We start from the raw sequence: 15556 nt of genomic DNA on the forward strand, positions 1-15556 counted from the left end.
CCATAAGTGCAGTTAGGGTCAGCAAAATATCAGTTTAGGACAGTTTTAAGCGTAGATTGTTAGACAATTTAGTGTGCGTAAACTTCTACGCTATTTTTAGGATGAACACTAAAACATGATGTATCTTGCCTAAAATAATCACTTTCGCAGTAAAATGAATAAATAAAAAAAGCGCCCCAAAGGAGCGCTTTTTTTTCACACAATCAGATGATTATGCAGTTACTTTAGCAACTACACCAGCACCAACTGTACGACCACCTTCACGGATCGCAAAACGTAGACCTGGGTCCATTGCGATTGGGTGGATTAATTCTACTGACATTTCTACGTTGTCACCAGGCATAACCATTTCAACGCCATCTTGTAATTTGATCGCGCCAGTTACGTCAGTTGTACGGAAGTAGAACTGTGGACGGTAACCGTTAAGGAATGGAGTGTGACGACCACCTTCTTCTTTAGAAAGTACGTATACTTCTGCATCGAATTTAGTGTGTGGCTTGATTGCACCTGGTTTAGCAAGTACTTGACCACGTTGTACGTCTTCACGCTTAGTACCACGTAGAAGAACACCACAGTTCTCGCCCGCACGACCTTCGTCAAGCAATTTACGGAACATTTCTACGCCAGTAACTGTAGTTACTTGAGTATCACGGATACCAACGATTTCAACTGATTCGCCTACTTTCACAATACCAGTTTCTACACGGCCAGTTACTACTGTACCACGACCAGAAATAGAGAATACGTCTTCGATTGGCATTAAGAATGCTTGGTCGATTGCACGTACTGGCTCTGGAATGTAAGTGTCAAGCGCGTCAACAAGCGCAACAACTGCTTCTTCGCCATACTGACCAGCGTCACCGTTAAGTGCAAGAAGAGCTGAACCACGGATAACTGGAGTGTCATCACCTGGGAAGTCATAAGTAGAAAGAAGTTCACGAACTTCCATTTCTACTAATTCAAGAAGTTCTTCATCATCAACAAGGTCACACTTGTTAAGGAATACAAGAATGTAAGGTACACCAACCTGACGAGAAAGAAGGATGTGTTCACGAGTCTGTGGCATTGGACCATCAGTCGCAGCACATACAAGGATCGCGCCGTCCATCTGAGCAGCACCAGTAATCATGTTTTTAACATAATCGGCGTGGCCCGGGCAGTCTACGTGTGCGTAGTGACGAGTTGGAGAATCGTATTCTACGTGTGAAGTATTAATTGTAATACCACGTGCTTTTTCTTCTGGTGCAGAGTCAATTGCAGCGTAGTCTTTCGCTTCGCCACCGAATTTCTTCGCACATACAGTTGCAATTGCAGCTGTTAAAGTTGTTTTACCATGGTCAACGTGACCGATTGTGCCCACGTTAACGTGTGGCTTATTACGTTCAAACTTAGCCTTAGCCATGAGATCTTCCTTTTTAAACTACTCATGCAGGATCACTGCATGAGCACTTGGTTTTTAACTATGAATTAGTTTGGGCTTATAGTAATCGAAAGATTACTCGTCGTCACCTTTTTTACCGCCAGACTGAAATTTAGAAATGATGCCTTCAGCCACGTTACGTGGAGTTTCAGCATATTTAGCAAATTCCATAGAGTATGTTGCACGGCCTTGAGACATAGAACGCATTTGAGTCGCGTAACCAAACATCTCTGCAAGTGGAACTTCAGCTTTAATTGCTTTAGTACCGCCAGGCAAGTCATCCATACCTTGAACCATACCACGACGACGGTTTAAGTCACCCATGATATCGCCCATGTAGTCTTCTGGAGTTTCTACTTCAACTTTCATGATCGGTTCAAGCAAGATAGGATCTGCTTTCATGAAACCGTCACGGAATGCGTAAGAACCTGCCATTTTGAACGATAATTCGTCCGAATCGACATCGTGGTAAGAACCGTCAAACAATGTAGCTTTGATGCCAACAACTGGGTAACCAGCAAGGACACCATTCTTCATACGCTCTTGGATACCTTTATCCACAGCACCGAAGAATTCTTTAGGAACTACACCACCAACAACTTCTTCAACGAATTCGTAATCTTTTTCTGATTCAGGATCCATTGGCTCTAAACGTACGTATACGTGACCAAATTTACCTTTACCACCAGTTTGACGTACGAATTTACCTTCTTGTTCAACTGTCTTCTTGATCGTTTCACGGTAAGAAACCATTGGTTTACCAATGTTTGCTTCAACACCGAATTCACGCTTCATACGGTCAACAATGATGTCAAGGTGAAGTTCACCCATACCAGCAATAATTGTTTGACCTGACTCTTCGTCAGTACGAACGCGGAATGATGGATCTTCCTTAGCCAAACGACCTAAAGCAATTGACATTTTTTCTTGGTCAGCTTTAGTTTTTGGTTCAACAGCCAATGCAATTACTGGCTCTGGGAATTCCATACGCTCAAGTGTGATGACATTTTTCTCATCACAAAGTGTATCACCCGTAGTAACGTCTTTAAGACCTACACACGCAGCGATATCACCCGCACGAATTTCTTCAACGTCTTGACGATCGTTCGCGTGCATTTGCACGATACGGCCGATACGTTCACGTTTAGATTTAACTGGGTTATAAACAGAATCACCTTGTTTAAGAACACCAGAGTAAACACGTACGAAAGTTAAGTTACCTACGAATTTGTCGTTCATGATTTTGAACGCAAGCGCAGAGAACGGAGCTTCGTCAGATGCTTCACGAATCGCTTTAGTTTCAGCTTTGTCGTCAAGAACACCTTCAATCGCTTTAACTTCTGTAGGCGACGGTAAGAATTCAATTACTGCGTCCAACATACGTTGAACACCTTTGTTTTTGAACGCTGTACCACAAAGCATTGGTTGAATTTGACAAGCCAAAGTTTGAACACGTAGACCAGCAACGATATCTTCTTTAGATAGTTCGCCTTCTTCTAGGTATTTGTCCATTAGCTCTTCAGAAGCTTCAGCAGCAGCTTCAACCATGTTTGTACGCCATTCTTCAGCAGTAGCTAGAAGTTCAGCCGGGATTTCACCGTATTCGAACTGCATACCTTGTGAAGCTTCATCCCAAATGATCGCTTTCATTTCGATCAAGTCGATTACGCCTTGGAAGTTTTCTTCAGCGCCAACAGGGATTACTACAGGTACAGGAGCTGCACCTAAACGTGTCTTCATTTGTTCAACAACACGGAAGAAGTTTGCACCAGTACGGTCCATCTTGTTCACGAATGCTAAACGAGGCACTTGGTATTTGTTCGCTTGACGCCATACAGTTTCAGACTGAGGTTGTACACCACCTACAGCACAGTAAACCATACACGCACCATCAAGAACACGCATAGAACGTTCAACTTCAATTGTGAAGTCAACGTGTCCCGGTGTATCAATTACGTTGATACGGTGTTCAGGGAACTGTTTAGACATACCTGACCAGAATGTAGTCGTAGCAGCAGAAGTAATGGTAATACCACGTTCTTGCTCTTGCTCCATCCAGTCCATTGTTGCTGCACCGTCGTGTACTTCACCAATTTTGTGAGATACACCTGTGTAGAACAAAATACGTTCTGTAGTTGTGGTTTTACCCGCATCAATGTGCGCAGAAATACCAATGTTACGATAACGAGAAATTGGGGTTTGACGAGCCATGATTTCTTGCATTCCTAAATTTTGTTGTTTAAAACAGGCGCTTTAAGCTGACGAACAGCTTAAAGCGATTCGATGACAGTTTGGCGTAAGCCAAGCTATCACCCTCCTGAATAGGGGCTGTTTTAGTCGCTTAGAAGCGGTAGTGAGAGAATGCTTTGTTGGCTTCAGCCATACGATGCACGTCATCACGTTTTTTAACCGCTGCGCCTTTACCTTCAGCTGCATCAAGCAACTCACCAGCAAGACGTAAAGCCATAGTTTTTTCAGAACGCTTAGCAGCAGCATCTACTAACCAACGCATAGCTAGAGCAGTACGACGGGATGGGCGTACTTCCATAGGTACTTGATAAGTAGCACCACCAACACGGCGTGCTTTTACTTCAACCATAGGACGAACTTTTTCAAGAGTAGTCTCGAAAAATTCAACTGGGTCTACTTTGTTTTTTTCTTGAACGCGGTCTAAAGCACCGTAAACGATACTTTCAGCAATAGATTTTTTACCATCTTGCATTACGTGGTTCATGAATTTAGCGATTGTTTGGCTGCTGAACTTAGGATCCGGAAGGATTTCACGAGCAGCAACTACGCGACGTCTTGGCATTTTAAACTACCTATATATATGACACTTCAGGTTAATCCAGCCGTAGCACAAAGTGTCATGTGCTTTCGCTGGCCTTACTACACGTCGCTTGAATTTCACAAAATTAATGCAGAAATCAGACAAGCGAGACGATAAAGGATTGCAGTTCTAGCGAACTAAGAGGTTAATCTCGAAAGATTATTTCTTAGGACGTTTAGTACCGTATTTAGAACGAGACTGGTTACGATCTTTCACACCAGCACAGTCTAAAGAACCACGAACGGTATGGTAACGTACACCTGGTAAGTCTTTAACACGACCACCACGGATAAGAACAACACTGTGCTCTTGTAGGTTGTGGCCTTCACCACCGATGTAGCTAGAAACTTCAAAGCCAGAAGTTAAACGCACACGGCAAACTTTACGCATTGCTGAGTTAGGTTTTTTAGGTGTAGTTGTGTAAACACGTGTACAAACACCACGACGTTGTGGACAAGCCTTCAACGCAGGAACTTTAGATTTTTCAACTAAAGTCGTACGACCCTTACGGATCAACTGATTTGTTGTTGCCATTTGGCAATTCTCCCGTTAATAAAAAACCCAAAAAAAGACGACTTTTTGAGGGCATGCAATTGTAAGCTAAGACGTAAAAATGGTCAACATTTCAAACTACATGTAATGTTGACCAAATCAGGGCTTTTACAAATTTCTATCTATTTTAAAGGGTTTATTTTTTACTTGGCGCATTTCGTCTTTTTGTAACCTTTTTTTCAGTCGGCTCTACAGCGGGTTTTGCTGTGACTTTTGAAGCCATATTGGGTTCATTTTCCGTAAAAGACTCATTATTGTTCTGTGTGGTCTCCTCAACCTCATCCACTGGATATAAATCTGCAAGATCCTCTTCCATTTGTAGGGCTGGTTGCTGCGGTGCAACAGCATCATGGGGTTCAATCATTTGATCTGCGAGTTGTTCCAGCCCTTGTTGAACACGTTCTTCGGTTGCGACAGGCTCTGTAACTTTGTCAGACTTTTTCTGGATTTTAACCTTGGTAATGCTTTGATGACCATTTAACTCCACTTCAGCCCCAAGTTTCAAATCTGAACCATCGGTCTCTGATGTACTGCGCTGTGACAATAGTCTTGGTGAGGCTTTCACCAAAAGCTCAAGTGAGCGTTCATATGCTGTTAAAGCACTCAGGCTGGTATCTTTTTGTTGAATGATATACTGGCGGGCTTGTGAAAAAACCAGTTGTGCTTTTTGATGTACATCATCAACAAGGCGCCAACTATAGGCTGCACTCACTCCTGCACTGGCAATTGGTGTGAGTTTTGCCAGCTTATTCAGTAGCGATAGATTGGCAATCGACTGTCCCCATTTCAGCTGACCATCGGCATTGGTCAACCATTTCTTTAAGGCTTCAATATCATTACTTGAACCTAAAAGCTGTTGTAACTGAGAGACATCATGGGTTTGCAAGGTACTTGAAATGGCTTTTATCGCTATCAACAAAGTTTGTTTTTCAGCAATCAACCCAAGATCAATCTGTTTAAAAATAAACTGTACGATGTCTTGATCGGATTCTTTACTTAAGTCAAAACCATAAGAACGCCCCACTTGGTAGATCATACGTAACGACATCACTAAAGAAGCAGGGACATCTACGGTTGAACCCACAAAGCCCGTTGCTCCAGTCAGTGCGCCCTGAAGAATAGCAATGATCTTATTTTGTTCAGACAATGCCTGACTAATCCGTTTTGAACGGTCGACATCTTGGGTCAACATCTCTAAATCACGCACGCCCGCTTCATCTAAAACGGCATCGACCGAGCTCATACTCGAGCTAAATTGATTAAGCTGGCTAAAAAAATAATCTGCGGCTTTATCGGAAAGTTGTGGCGACACAAAATGCGCGACTCGATTTGCGTTGACATAATGACGTCCCAATAAATGCCGTGATACTGTCGGCAGATGGTCTCTTAAGACTTGCTGCGGATTTTCATAACGCTTATTTTTCGATTTTGTTTTTGTACTCGCACTATCACCAGTTGTAGCATTGGTCAGTGCTGAAGCCGTATCTGGGCTCACTTGGTTTAATATGTTTAAACCTGTATGGCTGAGCTTTTTAGCCACTCCGAAGGCATTTGAAAAGAAACCACTGCGCTGTTTATTGTTTGAATCCGCCATTCCGTACCCCGTACTTTATAATCTTTCATTTCTAGCTAAATACTAGGTGTAGTACGCATTTATCTCAATAAGAATATGTGTCTTTTAGTAAAGTTGAAATGCCCTACTCCTGATTTTAAGACAAGTCAAATTGGCATAGGATTTGCCATAAGAATTAAAAATTCTTTCTGCTATTATGATCTGCATTGAAAACATAAGAGTTGCAATTGGCTTAGAAATAAATTGTTGATTCATCTTTAAGCGTAACTCTGCAAAACCACCATATAAGGGATCTTTAAATGAAACGTGTAGTAATCACTGGCATGGGTATCAACTCATGTATCGGTAATACTTTGGAAGAAGTTACTCATGCATTACAAAACGGGATTTCTGGGACACGTTTTAACCCAACCTATGCTGAACTCAATTTTAAAAGCCATATCAGCGCTGCTGCTGAACAAGACTTTGATGGCATCGACCGTAAGCTAAAACGCTTTATGGGTGTTTGTGCCATGTATGCATATAACGCTGCAGTTGCTGCAGTTGAAAATGCTGGCTTAACAGCAGAGCAAATTGGTGGCAATCCACGCTATGGTATCGCGGGCGGTTCAGGTGGTGGTTCAACTGCATCTGTCGTTGAAATGAAAGAATTGTTAGACACCAAAGGCGCACGTAAAGTTGGTCCGTTCTTCGTACCACGTAATATGTCGAACACAATTACGGCAAACGTTGGTGTTGCTTTTAAAATGCAAGGTGTTGCACACACCATTACCAGCGCATGCGCAACGTCTGCTGATGCAATTGGTTATGCCTACAACCTGATTCAACTCGGCAAGCAAGACCTCATGCTTGCAGGCGGTGGTGAAGAAGATCACTGGTCTCAAAGCCTGTTATTTGATGCAATGGGTGCACTGTGCTCAAAATACAATGACACGCCAGAAACAGCGTCTCGTCCTTACTCTGCTGACCGTGACGGTTTTGTGATTGCTGGCGGTGGCGGATTTGTAGTGCTTGAGTCTTTAGAACATGCGCAAGCACGTGGTGCCAACATTTTGGCTGAAGTTGTGGGCTATGCGGCAAACTCTGACGGTGCAGACATGGTTGCGCCATCGGGTGAAGGTGCGACACGTTGTGTACTGATGGCACTTGAAGAAGCAAAACAACACGGCGTAGACAAAATTGACTATGTGAATACGCATGGTACGTCAACGCCTGCTGGTGACATCACTGAATTAAAAGCAATGGAACGTGCATTTGGCGAAGGTCAAGTTCCTCCACTCAGCTCGACCAAATCAATGACAGGTCATAGCTTAGGTGCTGCTGGCGTGCAAGAAGCGATCTACTCAGTCCTAATGATGCAAAATGACTTTATTGCACCAAACATCAACGTGACTGAACTGGATGAAGGCGCAAAACCATTTGATATCGTGCTTGAAAAACGTGACGCAAAATTGAATACTGTGATGAGTAACAGTTTCGGTTTTGGCGGCGTAAATGCATGTCTCATTTTCAAAAAGTGGGAAGGCTAAGCCGCCCATTTTAGGGTGACTTGATGGATGCTCCTTCTGATGCTTTCTTATGGGTAAAAGCATTACATATTATTGCCGTGGTGTGTTGGTTCGCTGCATTGTTCTACTTACCACGGCTCTATGTTTACCATGCCATGAGTGATGATGCCGTCAGTCATCAACGTTTCGAGGTCATGGAACGCAAGTTGTACCGTGGCATTATGTGGCCATCGATGATTGCAACACTGATCACGGCACACTTCTTGGTGGATTGGGGTGATGCAACGCGCCACTACCATGAAGCCCTGTGGTTCTACCTCAAAGTCGGTTTGGTTGGATTGTTGGTGATTTACCACTTTGTTTGCGGTTATTACCGTAAGAAATTGATTGGTCATGCGCACTACAAGTCACACAAATTCTGGCGCTTCTTTAATGAAATGCCGACCCTCATTTTATTTGCTGTGGTGATTTTAGTCGTGGTTAAACCGACATTTTAAAATCCCACACTTAAAAAGCCCCGATTGATTCGGGGCTTTTTAATGTCTGTACAAAATCAACAGCACAGTTCAAGATCAGTATTACGAGCGTATCCAAGATTGACGAATTTTTAAATTGAGCGGGGTTGAATAATATTTCTCAATCACCCAACTCAAAATAAACACTGCGATAAAATAAACAGGCAACAACATCAACTTTTCAGCCGCTAAAGTTTCTTTTGGGAAATACACCACTTTCATTAAGCCGAGAACAATCAAATGAAACAGATACATTTCATAGCTACGCTGTCCAATCCAGACCAAACTCCGTGCCGTGTATGAGATAGGTTTAACTTTCAGGTCTTGGGTAAAACACAATATGAGTAACGCTGTAAGTAAAGCAAATACGCTGATGCCCCAACTACTCACCTCTTTGATGGGTGCATAAAAATATAAAGCGGTCATTAGAAACGCTGTTACTGCAACAATCATTTTTTGATTGTAAATTACACCTTTAATATGTTGCGCATATATTGCGGTGAGGCAGCCAATGGCAATTCCATCGAAACTAGAAAAATAATGATACAGATAAGCGCCGCTTCCCTCGCCAAAATGGAGGGCACGAAAATACGGTGCATACGCAATGACAACGAGCAGAAAAATAATAAAGCCTTTGCCCCGACCCAGTGCTAAACACAGGACAGGAAACGCTAAATAGAAGACTTCTTCAACCGATAAAGACCACAATACGCCCAAAGCATAGTTCACCCAGCCGTATTCAATAATCAGTAGATTCATCCAGAAGCTCAAAGCTGAAAGGACGGTGACAGCATAGGACACTTCTACGCCATTGGGCGACTGATTGATAAAGGGTTGTAATCCTAAGCTTCCGAGCACACTGACCATCGTGACCAATAACACCAGACACGGCATGATTCGAGCAAGACGACGGATATAAAAATCTTTCAGCTTAATCTGCGCCAAAGATCCACTGCGCTGCAAGGTATGCTGAGTAATCAAAAAACCTGAAATGACAAAAAACATGGTCACACCATAGTTGCCATTTCTTGCAATCAAAGTACTTAAGCTCTCGCCCCCAATTGAGATGCCGAGAAAGGTATCGTGTAATTTATAAGGAATATTGAAATGGTGAATCAGCACCAACAGGATGGACACGCCACGCAGGATGTCTATTTTATAATTACGCATAAATCATTATTAAAATTTTAAAGTGCCTCATTAAAAGTGAAATCACCTGATTTAGACAGCTTTTATATATAAAATCATACAATTATCTAACACTGAATTAGAACCCATTAATTCAGCTCAAGCAAAAAGAAAGCCCTACTTATGCAGGGCTTTCTTTCAAACATCACGAGTACAGAATGAATTTTAGTTATCCAGTTGCTGCCCTAACAGACGTTTTTTCATACGAGGCTTGTACAGCAGTTGATACGTCACGGCTAGAACAATCACCCATAGTGGACTGATCATGAGTGCACGAAGAGTATCCGCCTCTAAACTCAAAATAATCAACGTAAAGAACAAGAAGATTAAGACCACATAAGACATCCAAACACCGCCCGGCATTTTAAAAGTCGATTTTGCATGTAGCTCAGGACGCAATTTACGGTAGCGGATATAGCACACCATAATAATGCTCCAGATACTGATGAACAGAATCACACACAATGAGCTGGCTAATGTAAAGGCTTCAACCGTGTTTGGTACAAAGTACTGCAGCGCAGCACCTGCCATGATAAAAGCACATGAGAAGAATAAGCCTTTTGCTGGCACCGCACGTTTTGACAGACGCGCTAGGCTCTGTGGTGCTTGCCCTTCTCTTGCCAAACCAAACAGCATACGTGATGTAGAGAACACACCACTATTCATTGAAGACATCACTGAAGACAGTACCACCAAGTTCATAATGATGGCTGAAGTTGGGATACCTGCATGTAAAAATAGTGAAACGAACGGGCTTTGATCCGCAGGAATTTGATTCCACGGCGTCACCGACATCACCACAAATAGCGACAAGACATAGAACAAAATGATACGGGTTGGAATCGCATTCACTGCTTTCGGTAAGTTCTTTTCAGGGTCTTTGGTTTCAGCAGCCATGGTTCCAATCAGCTCTACACCGACAAAGGCAAAGAGTGCAATTTGGAAGCCTGCTAAAAAGCCACTGCCACCTTGAGGGAACATCCCGCCATGCGACCAAACATGACTAAAGCTTGCAACTGAACCGCCCGGTGCTTGGAAATGGCTAAACACCATAAAGCCACCAATCACGATCAGCCCTAAAATGGCTAAAATTTTGATTAAAGCAAACCAAAATTCAATTTCACCAAAGAGTTTCACGGTCAGCAAATTTAACCCAAGGACAAACAGCACACAGCCGACACTGATTAAAGCCTGTCCCATAGGAGTAAAGGCCATGTCTGGTGGGAGCCAAAAGCCAAGATAGTTAATAATGGCTGCCAAGTCCGCAATACCGACCAAGACCCAACCGAGCCAATAGGACCAACCGATATAGTAACCCGCACCTGGCCCAATCAGATCATGAGCCATATCGATAAACGACTTATAGTGCAAATTTGACAATAAAATTTCGCCCAATGCACGCATCAGGAAGAAGAACATGGTCCCGATAATCATATAAATGATTAAGATAGAAGGACCAGCAAGAGAGATGGTTTTGCCCGAACCCATGAACAGGCCCGTACCAATCGCGCCACCAATGGCAATCAATTGCAGGTGGCGGTTGGATAATTTCCGTTGTAATTCATGCGATGATGCATTTGCACCGTCAGCTTGTGGGGTAGTCGTCATAATTTAACATCCTGTTAAAGTCCTTTTTTGCGTATAAACCATGTTCATACAGTGCTCGTTATCCTAACGGGCGGCATTTATACGCTCATCAGCACTTCGGTTGAAACCCAAGCGCTGATATACACGGGGAGAGTTTAAAAATTAGTTTTGTGCAGCCGTCACTGCAATTTCGATCAACCAGTTTGGATTAACCAAATCAGCCTGAATCGTGGCACGTGAAGGTGCTACACAACCATTCATCCAGTCAATCCAAATCGCATTGACTGTAGAAAAATCAGAGAGATTTTTGATGTAAAGCTGAGCAGATAACAAACGTGATTTATCTGTATTTGCCAAAGCTAAAAGCTCATCAATTGTTGCTAAAATTTCACGGGTCTGACCTGCGACATCATTGTCGGTATTTTTTGGCACTTGCCCTGACAAATACACCACTTGATTAAACACAGTGACTGCACTCATGACTTCGTTGGTGTTGAATTTTTGAATGTCTGAATGTGACATAGGTCTTTCCTTGTATGAAACTGTATAAAAATAAAATTTAATCTTGGATAAAATTGACACGTGCAGTGACAGCACACATCAGCTCATAGCCAATCGTGCCTGAACCTGCTGCGACTTCATCAATGCTGAGTACAGCACCCTGTTTCGATGTACCCCACAGCACCACTTCACTGCCGACTTGGGCATTTGGAAGGTGAGATAAATCGACCGCCAACATGTCCATGCTGACACGCCCGACCAAGCTGCTGCGTTGTCCATCAACTAAAATAGGCGTACCTGTTGCGGTAATCCGTTGATAACCATCGGCATAACCACAAGCCACAATACCCACACGCATGTCGCTTTCAGCAATGAACTTTGAGCCATAACCGACGCTATCGCCTGCTTTTAATTGCTGAATGGCAATCAACTCGCTGCGCAAACTCATGGCAGGTTGCAAGTCCCAGTCCTGAATCGAATGGCTTGGATAATCTGGAGAACTGCCATAGAGCATGATGCCGCTACGGATCACATCCGACTGCAACTGTTCATGGCGTAAGATGGCTGCACTGTTGCTAACAGAACGTGCACCCGGCAGATCATGGGTAATGGCATCAAATAACTGGCATTGATGCGCAATGCCTTCACGTCCGAAACGCTCACCATCGGCATCCGAAAAATGCATCATATGGGTCAAGCGTTGAACTTGAGGCAAACTGGAAAGCTGCTGCCACACTTGACGGTATTGTTCAGGACGGAAACCTAAACGATTCATGCCGCTGTTCATTTTTAAATAAACATCGAACTGCGCCTCTAAAGGAAAACGCGCTAACCATTCGAGTTGATATTCACTATGAATACTGAAACTTAGGCCCAGCTCATGGCAGTCAAATAGGTCTTGCTCTGAAAAAATACCTTCGAGTAACAGAACCGGACCTATCCAGCCTAAAGCGCGGATGCGTTTCGCCTCTGCCAAATCGAGCAGCGCAAAACCATCGGCAGATTTGAACGCTTGATAGACGCGTTCAATCCCATGACCATAGGCATTGGCTTTGACCACCGCATAGACTTGGCTATTCGGCATTTTCGTGCGAGCAACATTTAAATTATGCTGCAGTGATTGACTATGAATCACTGCAGTAATTGGACGTGGCATTTTCTTCTTCCTTGAATCAATATGACCTAAAACGAATTAGGCTGCTGAAGGATAACGTTGAATCGATAGGCCTTCAGTACTGATGTCTGGTTGATGGTTCATCACCAAGTCACTAATAAGCTTGCCTGAACCACATGCCATGGTCCAACCCAAGGTGCCATGTCCTGTATTCAAGAATAAGTTTTTAAAACGAGTCGCACCAATAATCGGCGTAGAGTCTGGTGTCATTGGACGTAAACCCGTCCAGAAACTTGCTTCAGCTAAATTTCCACCTGGGAATAAGTCTTGAGTCACCATTTCCAAGGTCGCACGGCGGTCTTGGTTTAAACCGTGGTTGAAACCACTCAGTTCAGCCATACCACCCACACGGATACGTTGGTCAAAACGCGTAATGGCAATTTTATAAGTTTCATCAAGAACCGTAGACTGCGGTGCAAATGCAGGATCTATAATTGGAATGGTCAATGAGTAGCCTTTGACAGGGTACACAGGCAAATTCAAATTCAATGGTTTTAAGAAATCACGTGAATAACTACCAAAAGCAAGCACATAACGGTCTGCTGTAAGCACTTGACCATCAACCACCACGCCTTTGATTTCATCCCCTTCAACCACTAATTTTTCAACATTTTGGTTAAATTTAAATTCTACGCCCATGTCTTTCGCAAGATTTGCCAAAGCATTGGTAAATAGGTAACAGTCACCTGTTTCATCATTCGGTAGATGTAAACCACCAACCAGTTTGTCTTTGGCATAGGCTAAAGCTGGCTCGACTTTGGCTAAGTCATCTTTTAATAATAATTCGTAGTCGACGCCACATTCTTTTAATACTTGGATGTCACGTTGTACTGCATCTAGTTGTGCTTCATTACGGAAAACCTGCAAAGTTCCTTTCGCGCGGTTTTCATAGTGAATGCCTGTTTCTTTACGCAGTTCACGTAAGCAGTCACGGCTGTATTCAGCAACACGCGTCATACGTTCTTTGTTAATAGCATAGCTTTGTGGATTGCAGTTTTTCAACATTTGCGCCATCCAGTTCAACTGCCACATGCTACCATCGATGTTAATCGCTAAAGGTGCATGGTGTTGGAACATCCACTTTACGGCTTTAAACGGAATACCGGGTGCAGCCCACGGTGTAGAATAACCTGGAGAGATTTGCCCTGCGTTACCAAAGCTAGTTTCTTCAGCAGGACCAGCTTGACGGTCTAAAACCGTAACGCTTGCGCCTTGTTGTGCAAGGTAATATGCACTTGCAACACCGATGACACCACTACCTAAGACAATTACACGCATGACTGATCCCTTACACACACTAGTTTATTTCACTAGTATATTTTTAGGTTAATAGTTTTTTTCACTGTTTTTAATATTATAATCTAGGTAAATCGCCATTTTTGTCGCGCTAAAATTCTAAACATAGGAAATTTATAATGCGTAAATTAGATCGGATTGATCAGCAGATTTTAGACATTTTACAGCGTGATGGACGAATTGCGATTAGTGAATTGGCCTCTCGCGTCAACCTCTCAACCACACCCTGTTCAGAACGTGTCAAACGCTTAGAGCGCGATGGTATTATCATGGGTTACTACGCACGCCTCAATCCACAACTGGTCGATCGAAACTTATTGGTATTTTTAGAAATTAAGCTATCGGCCAAGTCTGGCGATGTGTTTGATCAAGTGGCACGTGACTTGGTCGAAATCCCTGAAGTTTTAGAATGCCATCTGATTTCAGGTGAATTCGATTATTTGGTCAAAGCCCGTTTAAAAGAAATGAGTGCCTACCGACGCCTATTGGGTGATTTACTAAAAAAACTGCCCTCTTCAGCGTCATCGCACAGTTATATTGTGATGGAAGAAGTCAAAGAAAGTTTTTATTTGGATATTCGCTAACAGCTTATTAAAAATATGCATTTTAAAAATGCATTCACTTTAAATGTTTAAAATCTATCGATTCCCTATTGGAAGTTCTGCACCTTGTTTAACAAACTTATGTCTAGTCTTGGCTTACAAGGCATTCAAGTCGATACTCGTCTACACACCACCGCACCACAAGCGGGTCAAGCCATTCAAGGTGAGGTTATTTTTAAAGGTGCCGCGTCTAATAAAATTATCAACGGTATTTATTTAAAGCTCATGACCACAGCCGAGGTTGAATCGGATGATGCTGAGTACAATAGTGCGTTAAGTATTGCCGAATGGCACATTAGCGGGACTTTTGAGTTACAAGCCCATCAGTCACATGCATTTCCTTTTTCGATTCAACTGCCCTTTGAAACGCCAGTTACAGATGTGCCTTGCCGCATCAATAAAACCCGAGTGTGGTTACATACGCATTTAGATGTGGGCTGGGGACTCGATGCCACTGACAAAGACTATTTACAGATTTTCCCGACACCGGCTATGCAGGCGTTTATTCAAGCCATGCAGCAATGCGGTTTTCAGTTAATGACCGTCGATGTTGAAAAAGGTCAACTATGTGGCAACGGCTTCCACTCGAGCATTGGTTGTTATCAAGAACTTGAATTTAAACCTACGCAATTGTTCAACAGCATCAATGAAGTTGAAGTGTCCTTTGTGGCAGAGCAACATCAAACCCATGTACTTTTGGAAGTGGATCGTAAATTTCGTGGTGATAGCTTCAACAGCCTTAGCATTCCGCATCAACAGGCCAATCCTGCACTGTTAGCAAATGAAATTAGACGTATGTTAGGCATTTAA

14 protein-coding genes are annotated in these 15556 nt (G+C 43.0%); 4 read left to right on the forward strand and 10 right to left on the reverse strand.

What is annotated here, in order from left to right; genetic code table 11:
* Positions 1-211: 211 nt before the first annotated feature.
* From tuf to ACY3FQ_RS12860, 5 genes are all read right to left on the reverse strand, one after another.
* Entirely contained in the window at positions 212-1402 is a 1191-nt protein-coding gene (gene tuf, locus ACY3FQ_RS12840) for an elongation factor Tu (protein ID WP_004692776.1), read from the reverse strand.
* 93 nt (positions 1403-1495) lie between these two features.
* On the reverse strand, positions 1496-3631 hold the full coding sequence (gene fusA / locus ACY3FQ_RS12845) for an elongation factor G (RefSeq protein ID WP_005400176.1): 2136 nt from the start codon (positions 3629-3631) through the stop codon (positions 1496-1498).
* Positions 3632-3761: 130 nt separating this feature from the next.
* Positions 3762-4232 carry a 30S ribosomal protein S7 gene (gene rpsG / locus ACY3FQ_RS12850; RefSeq protein WP_004694929.1) on the reverse strand — a complete coding sequence of 157 codons (471 nt, stop codon included), beginning with the start codon at positions 4230-4232 and terminating at the stop codon, positions 3762-3764.
* 177 nt (positions 4233-4409) lie between these two features.
* Positions 4410-4784: a 30S ribosomal protein S12 gene (gene rpsL, locus ACY3FQ_RS12855; protein ID WP_002050319.1), complete on the reverse strand. Its 375-nt coding sequence runs from the start codon at positions 4782-4784 to the stop codon at positions 4410-4412.
* Positions 4785-4938: 154 nt separating this feature from the next.
* Positions 4939-6396, reverse strand: a complete 1458-nt coding sequence (locus tag ACY3FQ_RS12860) for an EcsC family protein (RefSeq protein WP_489774152.1) — start codon at positions 6394-6396, stop codon at positions 4939-4941.
* Between the two features lie 278 nt (positions 6397-6674).
* Between ACY3FQ_RS12860 and ACY3FQ_RS12865 the strand changes: the two genes are divergently transcribed.
* Positions 6675-7904: a beta-ketoacyl synthase N-terminal-like domain-containing protein gene (locus ACY3FQ_RS12865; protein ID WP_004694933.1), complete on the forward strand. Its 1230-nt coding sequence runs from the start codon at positions 6675-6677 to the stop codon at positions 7902-7904.
* Positions 7905-7927: 23 nt separating this feature from the next.
* Positions 7928-8380 carry a CopD family protein gene (locus ACY3FQ_RS12870; RefSeq protein ID WP_005011820.1) on the forward strand — a complete coding sequence of 151 codons (453 nt, stop codon included), beginning with the start codon at positions 7928-7930 and terminating at the stop codon, positions 8378-8380.
* Positions 8381-8461: 81 nt separating this feature from the next.
* Here the strand turns inward: ACY3FQ_RS12870 and ACY3FQ_RS12875 are convergent, their stop codons facing one another.
* The 5 genes from ACY3FQ_RS12875 to ACY3FQ_RS12895 form a co-directional block, all read right to left on the reverse strand.
* Positions 8462-9568, reverse strand: a complete 1107-nt coding sequence (locus ACY3FQ_RS12875) for an acyltransferase family protein (RefSeq protein WP_279042848.1) — start codon at positions 9566-9568, stop codon at positions 8462-8464.
* Positions 9569-9751: 183 nt separating this feature from the next.
* On the reverse strand, positions 9752-11194 hold the full coding sequence (locus ACY3FQ_RS12880) for an amino acid permease (protein ID WP_176537218.1): 1443 nt from the start codon (positions 11192-11194) through the stop codon (positions 9752-9754).
* A 141-nt stretch (positions 11195-11335) separates the two neighbouring features.
* A complete protein-coding gene (locus ACY3FQ_RS12885; protein ID WP_004694941.1) occupies positions 11336-11695 on the reverse strand; it encodes a RidA family protein in 360 nt (119 codons plus the stop codon).
* A 37-nt stretch (positions 11696-11732) separates the two neighbouring features.
* A complete protein-coding gene (gene alr, locus ACY3FQ_RS12890; protein ID WP_201950171.1) occupies positions 11733-12830 on the reverse strand; it encodes an alanine racemase in 1098 nt (365 codons plus the stop codon).
* Between the two features lie 36 nt (positions 12831-12866).
* The gene (locus ACY3FQ_RS12895) at positions 12867-14126 is read right to left on the reverse strand and encodes a D-amino acid dehydrogenase (RefSeq protein ID WP_218645688.1); all 1260 of its coding nucleotides are present in this window, start codon (positions 14124-14126) and stop codon (positions 12867-12869) included.
* Positions 14127-14263: 137 nt separating this feature from the next.
* On the opposite strand from ACY3FQ_RS12895, the gene ACY3FQ_RS12900 reads away from it, so the two are divergent.
* On the forward strand, positions 14264-14728 hold the full coding sequence (locus ACY3FQ_RS12900; protein WP_004694947.1) for an Lrp/AsnC ligand binding domain-containing protein: 465 nt from the start codon (positions 14264-14266) through the stop codon (positions 14726-14728).
* 84 nt (positions 14729-14812) lie between these two features.
* Entirely contained in the window at positions 14813-15556 is a 744-nt protein-coding gene (locus ACY3FQ_RS12905) for a sporulation protein (RefSeq protein WP_201950164.1), read from the forward strand.

It is taken from the genome of Acinetobacter sp. AB03 (genome assembly GCF_058107045.1).

Coding starts and splice junctions, on each gene's coding strand:
- fusA (WP_005400176.1), bottom strand. CDS start 3,631: ATGGCTCGTCAAACCCCAATTTCTCGTTATCGTAACATTGGTATTTCT.
- ACY3FQ_RS12880 (WP_176537218.1), bottom strand. CDS start 11,194: ATGACGACTACCCCACAAGCTGACGGTGCAAATGCATCATCGCATGAA.
- tuf (WP_004692776.1), bottom strand. CDS start 1,402: ATGGCTAAGGCTAAGTTTGAACGTAATAAGCCACACGTTAACGTGGGC.
- ACY3FQ_RS12865 (WP_004694933.1), top strand. CDS start 6,675: ATGAAACGTGTAGTAATCACTGGCATGGGTATCAACTCATGTATCGGT.
- ACY3FQ_RS12875 (WP_279042848.1), bottom strand. CDS start 9,568: ATGCGTAATTATAAAATAGACATCCTGCGTGGCGTGTCCATCCTGTTG.
- ACY3FQ_RS12870 (WP_005011820.1), top strand. CDS start 7,928: ATGGATGCTCCTTCTGATGCTTTCTTATGGGTAAAAGCATTACATATT.
- rpsL (WP_002050319.1), bottom strand. CDS start 4,784: ATGGCAACAACAAATCAGTTGATCCGTAAGGGTCGTACGACTTTAGTT.
- alr (WP_201950171.1), bottom strand. CDS start 12,830: ATGCCACGTCCAATTACTGCAGTGATTCATAGTCAATCACTGCAGCAT.
- rpsG (WP_004694929.1), bottom strand. CDS start 4,232: ATGCCAAGACGTCGCGTAGTTGCTGCTCGTGAAATCCTTCCGGATCCT.
- ACY3FQ_RS12895 (WP_218645688.1), bottom strand. CDS start 14,126: ATGCGTGTAATTGTCTTAGGTAGTGGTGTCATCGGTGTTGCAAGTGCA.
- ACY3FQ_RS12900 (WP_004694947.1), top strand. CDS start 14,264: ATGCGTAAATTAGATCGGATTGATCAGCAGATTTTAGACATTTTACAG.
- ACY3FQ_RS12860 (WP_489774152.1), bottom strand. CDS start 6,396: ATGGCGGATTCAAACAATAAACAGCGCAGTGGTTTCTTTTCAAATGCC.
- ACY3FQ_RS12885 (WP_004694941.1), bottom strand. CDS start 11,695: ATGTCACATTCAGACATTCAAAAATTCAACACCAACGAAGTCATGAGT.